Origin of the sequence: Acetobacterium sp., assembly GCF_039830195.1 — a bacterium.
Lineage (GTDB): Bacteria > Bacillota > Clostridia > Eubacteriales > Eubacteriaceae > Acetobacterium.
Genome location: NZ_JBDODG010000014.1, coordinates 1 through 6,572 on the forward strand (window position 1 = coordinate 1; position 6,572 = coordinate 6,572).

General features: G+C 51.4%; 8 protein-coding genes and 1 tRNA gene. 3 read left to right on the top strand and 6 right to left on the bottom strand.

Annotated features, from left to right (window positions below; genetic code table 11):
• Window positions 1-23: 23 nt before the first annotated feature.
• From ABGU93_RS05520 to ABGU93_RS05545, 6 genes are read right to left on the bottom strand one after another with little or no spacing between them, the layout of a single operon-like run.
• Entirely contained in the window at window positions 24-1,127 is a 1,104-nt protein-coding gene (locus ABGU93_RS05520; protein ID WP_347412486.1) for an ABC transporter substrate-binding protein, read from the bottom strand.
• Window positions 1,128-1,162: 35 nt separating this feature from the next.
• The gene (locus ABGU93_RS05525; protein WP_347412487.1) at window positions 1,163-1,972 is read right to left on the bottom strand and encodes an ABC transporter ATP-binding protein; all 810 of its coding nucleotides are present in this window, start codon (window positions 1,970-1,972) and stop codon (window positions 1,163-1,165) included.
• Window positions 1,972-2,985 carry an iron ABC transporter permease gene (locus ABGU93_RS05530; RefSeq protein ID WP_347412488.1) on the bottom strand — a complete coding sequence of 338 codons (1,014 nt, stop codon included), beginning with the start codon at window positions 2,983-2,985 and terminating at the stop codon, window positions 1,972-1,974. The genes ABGU93_RS05525 and ABGU93_RS05530 overlap by 1 nt, the downstream gene beginning before the upstream one ends.
• Entirely contained in the window at window positions 2,986-3,681 is a 696-nt protein-coding gene (locus ABGU93_RS05535) for an Ig-like domain-containing protein (protein ID WP_347412489.1), read from the bottom strand.
• Window positions 3,682-3,690: 9 nt separating this feature from the next.
• Window positions 3,691-3,882, bottom strand: a complete 192-nt coding sequence (locus tag ABGU93_RS05540; protein ID WP_347412490.1) for a hypothetical protein — start codon at window positions 3,880-3,882, stop codon at window positions 3,691-3,693.
• Entirely contained in the window at window positions 3,875-4,627 is a 753-nt protein-coding gene (locus ABGU93_RS05545) for a hypothetical protein (protein WP_347412491.1), read from the bottom strand. The genes ABGU93_RS05540 and ABGU93_RS05545 overlap by 8 nt, the downstream gene beginning before the upstream one ends.
• A gap of 124 nt (window positions 4,628-4,751) precedes the next feature.
• Between ABGU93_RS05545 and ABGU93_RS05550 the strand changes: the two genes are divergently transcribed.
• The 3 genes from ABGU93_RS05550 (at window position 4,752) to ABGU93_RS05560 (ending at window position 6,422) form a co-directional block, all read left to right on the top strand.
• Window positions 4,752-5,618, top strand: a complete 867-nt coding sequence (locus ABGU93_RS05550; RefSeq protein ID WP_347412492.1) for a hypothetical protein — start codon at window positions 4,752-4,754, stop codon at window positions 5,616-5,618.
• Between the two features lie 99 nt (window positions 5,619-5,717).
• Window positions 5,718-5,794: transfer RNA gene (locus ABGU93_RS05555), tRNA-Arg, on the top strand.
• 439 nt (window positions 5,795-6,233) lie between these two features.
• The gene (locus tag ABGU93_RS05560) at window positions 6,234-6,422 is read left to right on the top strand and encodes a ferredoxin (RefSeq protein ID WP_347412493.1); all 189 of its coding nucleotides are present in this window, start codon (window positions 6,234-6,236) and stop codon (window positions 6,420-6,422) included.
• Window positions 6,423-6,572 lie beyond the last annotated feature (150 nt).

Below are 6,572 nucleotides of genomic sequence, written 5' to 3' on the forward strand. Positions count from 1 at the left end.
CGGTGGTGTGGGAGGTCGGCTGATCAATTAATGGTCAGCCTCCTACCCGATTTAGCCAGCCGCATTCCTTCGCCGGATAAAATCGCGGCTACATCGGTATCGGTCAGCGTAAGGTCAAACCATTGCCGATAATAGTCTTTAACGGTCTGGGTCAGATCGATATCGGAAAACTGATCGGGATAAAAGGTGATGGCGATAAATAAGGCCGCCATATGGGGTTCCATCGAACCGGGATGGCCCCAGCGGGTGACGCCCACCGGCAGGGTGGTGACCTGTTGTTCGGCCACGGCTTTTAAGCCCGACCATTTGGGATCGCTGAGCATATATTTGCTGGCATTGATGTCGTTAGCGATGATGGCGTCGGGATTCCAGCTGTAGATCTGCTCCAGGGTGGTCATGGTTTTCTCGGCATCGGTGATCAGACTACCGCCCTGGGTGGAGACATTGATGATCCCGGCGACATCAGTGATCTGGCTGCAGAGATCGCCGGCCAGGTCGGTCCGGGCCGCCTCATTGACAGCATGGTAAACCCGGGGCCGGGCAGAATCCGGCAGGCTGCTGACCCGCTGGGAAATCAGCGCCAGGGTTTGCTGGAGGTCGGCATTATAGTCGGCGGCCCGTTGTTCCTGATTAAAAACCTGACCGGTGACGGTGATCGCTTTTTGAAGACCAGCCAGGCTGGCATAGTCGATGACCACCCAGGGGATCCCGGCCTTGTCGAGTTTTTCGATTTCTCCGGCATTTTCGGCGGTACTTTGGCGCAGCAGCACCAGATCGGTGTTGGTGGCCAGCAATTCTTCAATATTGATGGCACCGTCGTTAAATGGCACCGATACCGAGCCGATATCCGGTCGCTTGTAGGCCATCAGCACATCCCGCTTGATGCCATTGGGGATGCCGACGATCTTATCTTCCTGGCCCAACATCGCCATGATATGGGCGGTGGAAGCATAAAGACAGGCCACTCGCTGTGGGTCAGCCGGAATCACCACCGTCCGGTCCAGACAGTCGACAATCGTTTTGGTTGGTACCGCCGCAGTTTGGCTCTGACTCTGGCAACCGCTGCTGATGGTCAGCAGCAGCCCGATCAGCAGAAAGCCGAGGCGAACGCTTCTTTTTCTGCGCATGTTGAGATCCTTTCTTGATAAATAGATAGATTTAATCAGCGAATATTTTTTAACGGCACGATAAATTTCCGCTGAATTCCTGCTTCGTCGGTGGTACCGGTGGTGGAGATGATTTTAAAGACGTCTTTGAGGTTGTTTTTGGTAATCACCTCGGAGGGGGTGCCGATGGCAGCGATTTTGCCCTGATCCATTAAAGCGACCCGGGTGGGTACCGCCGCATTTTCCAGATAAAAGGCCTGGTTGAGAAAATGGGTGGCCATGACAATGGTCAGTTTTTTTTCTTTGACTAGCCAGGTGATGATTTCCATCACCATCAGCTCATGGCGAAAATCCAGATGGGCGGTGGGTTCATCCAGTACCATGATGTGGGCGTCCTGGGTTAAGGCCCGGGCAATCAACACCAGCTGCAGTTCGCCGCCGCTGAGTTCGGTGTAAAGCCGTTCCTCAAAACCCTGCAAACCCACCTGTTCAAGGCTTTCCCGGGCCCGTTGCCGCTGGCTGGAGTCCGGCGAACCAAAGCCACGGGTGGCAACGGTTCGGCCCATCACGACAATATCCAGCACCGTATAAGGAAAGGTTTTGGTATGACTCTGGGGCACATAGGCAATCTGCTGAGCGAATTCCCGCGGTTTCAACTGGGCCAGATCGGTGCCGCTGACTTCAATAGTTCCCTGTTGGGGCTGGTTGATGCCCAGGATACTGTCGATCAGGGTGGTTTTGCCGCAGCCGTTGGGGCCGATGATGCAAAAGACCTCACCGGGGTGGACGGCAAAACTGATGTCCTCAAAAATCAGCCGTCGGGGGTTGTAACCAAAACTCAGGTTGTTTAAACGTAACACGGTCATCACCAGCTCCTTCCTTTGTTTTTTTTAAGCAGGTAAATAAAAAACGGGCCGCCAATCAGCGCGGTCACAATCCCCAGCGGGATTTCGCCGCCGGTCAGGCTGCGGCACAGGGTGTCGCAGAAAATCACAAAACAAGCCCCCAGGGACATGCTGGCCGGAACCAGCCACTTGTTGTCATTGCCCACCAGCATCCGGCCGACATGGGGGATGATCAGTCCGATCCAGCCGACGATGCCACTGACGCAGACGGCCCCGGCGGTGGCCAGGGTGGCAAAGGCGATGACGGCGGCTTTATTGGCGATGACATTGATCCCCAGGGTCCGGGCTTCGCGATCACCCATGGACAGGACGTTAGGCCGGTAACGCAGGATCAGCATCCCGGCCATACCCAGCGCCATCGGGATCAGGGCCAGAAAGACATCCGCAGTTTTGGTGGAGGCCAGACTGCCCATCAGCCAGAAGGTGATCGCCGGCAGTTGGGTGGCGGTATCGGCCAGATATTTAAGCAGTGAGATCAGGGCTGAAAAAATCGACTGGATAATGGTACCGCCCAGCACCAGGGTGATGGTGGTGGCGGTATTGTCGATTTTCCCGGCAAAGTAGCTGAGAATAACAGCCAGGATGCCGAAGCTGAAGGCGAACAAGGGGGTCAGAAAAACCGTGTTGAACAGCACAATGGCCAGGGCCGCGCCGAAGCCGGCTCCGGCCGAAACTCCGAGGATGCCGCTGGACACCAGGGGGTTGCGAAAGAGACTCTGAAAGGCGGCGCCGCTGGCGCCCAGGGCGGCCCCCACCATCGCCCCCTGAAAGGCCCGGGGCAGACGGATCTGCAGAATCACGGTGGTGGTTTCGGCACTGACACCGCTGTTGTTGCCGGTGAGCCCCTGCCAGAGCGTCAGAAAGATGTCCGTTAAAGAAACGTAATAACGTCCGATACAGAGAGTCCCAAAGAAAAAGAGGATCGGAAGCGCGATCAGAATGAGGGTGACAATCGTCTTTTTAGAGGGTGACATTCAGGCTTTTTTGCGTCTGACGACGACCACTCCAACGACAATCGCAATGACCATCAGACCGATGATCAGTCCGATGGTACTCACATGAGAGTTACCGCTGGCAGTGGTACTGGTAACTTCGGCGGCACCGACGGTGGTAAAGGTTAGGGCGAGCGGTGCGGTCAGGATATCCCCGCTTTTGGAGCTCAGGGTGGTGTCAACCTTGATGGTGTATACCGTGCCTTCCTGCAGCGGGGCGCCGGGCACGATGTTAATGAAATTGCGCAGCTCCGGGTTCAATTGATCATCGGCCATGGTGATTTCGGCGGCCACCGGCTGATCTCCGGCCCAGAGACTGACGGCTTTGAGGTTGGCGTCCCGGACCGTGGCATAGGCGACGTTTTTGCTGAATTCCAGTTTGATCGGGGTATCCACGGCGATATCAGTGGCCTTATCAGCCGGGCTGGCGGTCACGATGGTCAGCGGTTCAGTACTGCCGCCGCCGCTATTGTCACCACTACCTGGAGCCGTGGTACTATCGGTCGTGGTTTCTGTGGTGGTTTCAGCAGTTCCGCTGCCACCACCGGAACCATCGCCACTGCCGCCGCCGGAACCGTCACCGCCGCCGGCTATCACACTGCTGCCGCAGCCAAAGATCAGCAGGCCGATTAACAACAATAAGGACAGGATTTTTCTTGAAAAGTTTTTGGGTTTCATGTTTTCCTCCTAAAAATTAAATAACGCTTTCATACAACAAATTCCCGACCCGACAAAGCGGCGGTAGCGGCAATTATAGCAGGAGACGGTTTCTTCGGCCAGCCATTCTTCTTCGACATCGGGCTTAAATTCAGGGCAGCGCAAGGCGATGGCCTGGCCTTGGTCCCAGGCTTCCGGCGGAAGCTGTTGCCGATCAGACATAGAAATGATCGCCCAGTCGGCGGATCTCAGCTTTGGGCAGGGTGACATACTGAGGGTTGTCGTCATGACGGACAAACAGTACGTACTGGTGGCGGTACAGCACCGTCTTGGAGCGATTGGCCAGGCTGATCAGGGTCGTGTCGGCCAGTACCTCCTTGCTGGTCAGATCCAGCACCTGCTCGACTTCGGGCAGTTTTTTCAGGTCGGCAACTGTGTAGGTCTGGTTGATCACGGCGTTTTTCAGGGCCCCTTTGATTTCGCCATCACAGCCGAATAATCGCAGGCCGACGCCGGCCAGGGCGCCGATGATGCCTTGCCCGGTGCCGCCGTGCTCAGACAGGTGGAGCTGGTGATTGTGGGCGCAGGTCAGGGCGTCCGCCTTGGTCAAAATGGTCCGCTTGGCCTGGATGCCAAATTCCATCAGTTCATCGTAATGACAGCTTTCATCATAGGCCAGCACGCATAGTCCGGGGTCGGAGCCTACGGCGGCAACGGTATCGAGGTGCTCGGCGGCCAGATCGATGATGGCGGCCAGAGCGTCATCCGGGGCTTCGCCGTGAAAACACATGGAGCTGTTATGGGAGGTATAGGGGATATCCTCATGAATATAAAGCTGGTGTCGGGTCACCAGGGAACAGGGCCCGTAGCCCTGGTGGATGATTTTTTCCTGAATCTGCTCGGCGATGGTTCCGGTGCCGATGGAATCGAGGTTGTCGGTGTCATCAATGCAAAGGTAAAATTTCATAGCTGAGAACTCCTTGGTTTAGTTTGCTGAATATAGTCATTATAAGTGAAGTTATAATAATTGTAAACTGCTGAGGAATGATGCTATAATGATAAGATCACTACAAAAATGAAAGAGAATGCCGATGACAAAAACGAAAATAGATAGAAAAATGTGGCTACTTCAGCATCTCAGAGATTTCTGGGAAGAAGTCAAGGAAAATAAAATTAAGGCCTTTGTTTATGTTTCGCTGCGGATTCTGGTGGTGATTGTCTTAGTTGCGGAGGTCTTTAACCGGAATTACAATAATGTTTTTCTCTGTGTGCTGACGCTGATTCTCTTTATGGTTCCTCATTTTCTCAATAAGCGGATGAACATTATTTTGCCCGGAACTCTGGAGATCATTGTGCTGTTGTTTATCTTTGGGGCCGAGATCCTCGGGGAAATTAATGAATACTATCTGCTTTTTGACCGCTGGGACGACATGCTTCATACCATCAACGGATTTCTCTGTGCGGCCATCGGTTTCTCAATGATTGATATCCTCAACCGCAATGAAAAAGTGACCTTTTCGCTGTCGCCGGCTTTTGTAGCTCTGGTGGCCTTCTGTTTTTCGATGACGGTGGGGGTAGTCTGGGAGTTTTTTGAGTTTGGGATGGATTTGTTTTTTCAAACCGATATGCAGAAGGATTCGATTCAGACGGTGATCAGTTCGGTAATTTTCAATCCCGAGGGAAAAAATGTAGCGGTGGTGATGCCGATCGATAGCATGGTGGTCAATGGGGTACCCTGGCAGTATGGAGGCTATATCGATATCGGCTTGTACGATACCATGAATGACCTTTTTGTCAACTTTATCGGAGCAGTGACCTTTTCGAGCATTGGTTATTTTTATATTAAAAACCGCAGTAAGGGGAAATTTGCCAAACGGTTTATGCCCCGTCGCAAAACCACAGCAGAGATCTTAGAGGAACAGGAACAGTACGAAAACAAGCACCACCACGATTTGTGAAAAAATATCCAAAATTATCAAAAAAAGACTTTTATTCTCGATTTGAATGTGCTATAATAACTTTCGTGGCCAACGGAAGTATCCTAGGTCACGATATGCGTGCCCTTGGCTCAGCTGGATAGAGCGTTCGGCTACGAACCGGAAGGTCGGGGGTTCGAATCCCTCAGGGCACGCCATTTAATTGATTTTATTGCCACCCATATATTAAGGGCGGTTTTTTTTTATGTGTAAATTGATGCGTGAAATGTAGTCAATCAGGAGATATCTGATGAGCTGGGATGAAAAATTGCACGCATAGAAAAAGACGAACTATTTACTCTTTAACCAGAATTGTTGCATTTATATCTTCAATGAATTGTGCAAACTCTTGGGTTTTGATATGGCCTATTGTGTTGCCTGAGAAAAGAGAGTCAAAAGCCGGGTTTCATCGATGGTGCCAACCTGAACTGCGAACCAGCCAAAAGTTTGATCAGGGGTGATAGCGTTCAATTCAGAAAATGTTTAGATTTGATTGTTGTGGGTAATTAGAATAATAAACAGTTTTTCTGATTGGAGTCTAATTGACTTTGGTTCTGAAAAAAGTAGCTGTTTAAATATATGTATGGAGGTTCGATGATGAAAGCAACAGTGGATCGGGATGCTTGTGTTGGCTGTGGTTTGTGCGAATCGGTTTGTCCAAATGTCTTTGAAATGGACAGTGACAGTATTGCTGAAGTGATTGCTGATGTAATTCCGCCGGAAAATGAAGACTGTGCGATTGAAGCTCAGGATGATTGTCCAGTAAGTGCCATAACTGTCAATTAAAACCGATTGTTTTAGAAACCATATGAAAAAAAGTGTTGGCTTTAAAAAGAAGTGCTTGGCATGTTTTTTTATGTAAATAACTCAAACTTCGCATGTTAAAAACACCTTAAACCGTTGATGCAAAACGTTTTTCTTGAAAAATATCCATTC

What these genes read in the sequence shown, in the direction of transcription:
- ABGU93_RS05520 (WP_347412486.1), bottom strand. Translation starts at nt 1,127, where the DNA reads ATGCGCAGAAAAAGAAGCGTTCGCCTCGGCTTTCTGCTGATCGGGCTG.
- ABGU93_RS05525 (WP_347412487.1), bottom strand. Translation starts at nt 1,972, where the DNA reads ATGACCGTGTTACGTTTAAACAACCTGAGTTTTGGTTACAACCCCCGA.
- ABGU93_RS05530 (WP_347412488.1), bottom strand. Translation starts at nt 2,985, where the DNA reads ATGTCACCCTCTAAAAAGACGATTGTCACCCTCATTCTGATCGCGCTT.
- ABGU93_RS05535 (WP_347412489.1), bottom strand. Translation starts at nt 3,681, where the DNA reads ATGAAACCCAAAAACTTTTCAAGAAAAATCCTGTCCTTATTGTTGTTA.
- ABGU93_RS05540 (WP_347412490.1), bottom strand. Translation starts at nt 3,882, where the DNA reads ATGTCTGATCGGCAACAGCTTCCGCCGGAAGCCTGGGACCAAGGCCAG.
- ABGU93_RS05545 (WP_347412491.1), bottom strand. Translation starts at nt 4,627, where the DNA reads ATGAAATTTTACCTTTGCATTGATGACACCGACAACCTCGATTCCATC.
- ABGU93_RS05550 (WP_347412492.1), top strand. Translation starts at nt 4,752, where the DNA reads ATGACAAAAACGAAAATAGATAGAAAAATGTGGCTACTTCAGCATCTC.
- ABGU93_RS05560 (WP_347412493.1), top strand. Translation starts at nt 6,234, where the DNA reads ATGAAAGCAACAGTGGATCGGGATGCTTGTGTTGGCTGTGGTTTGTGC.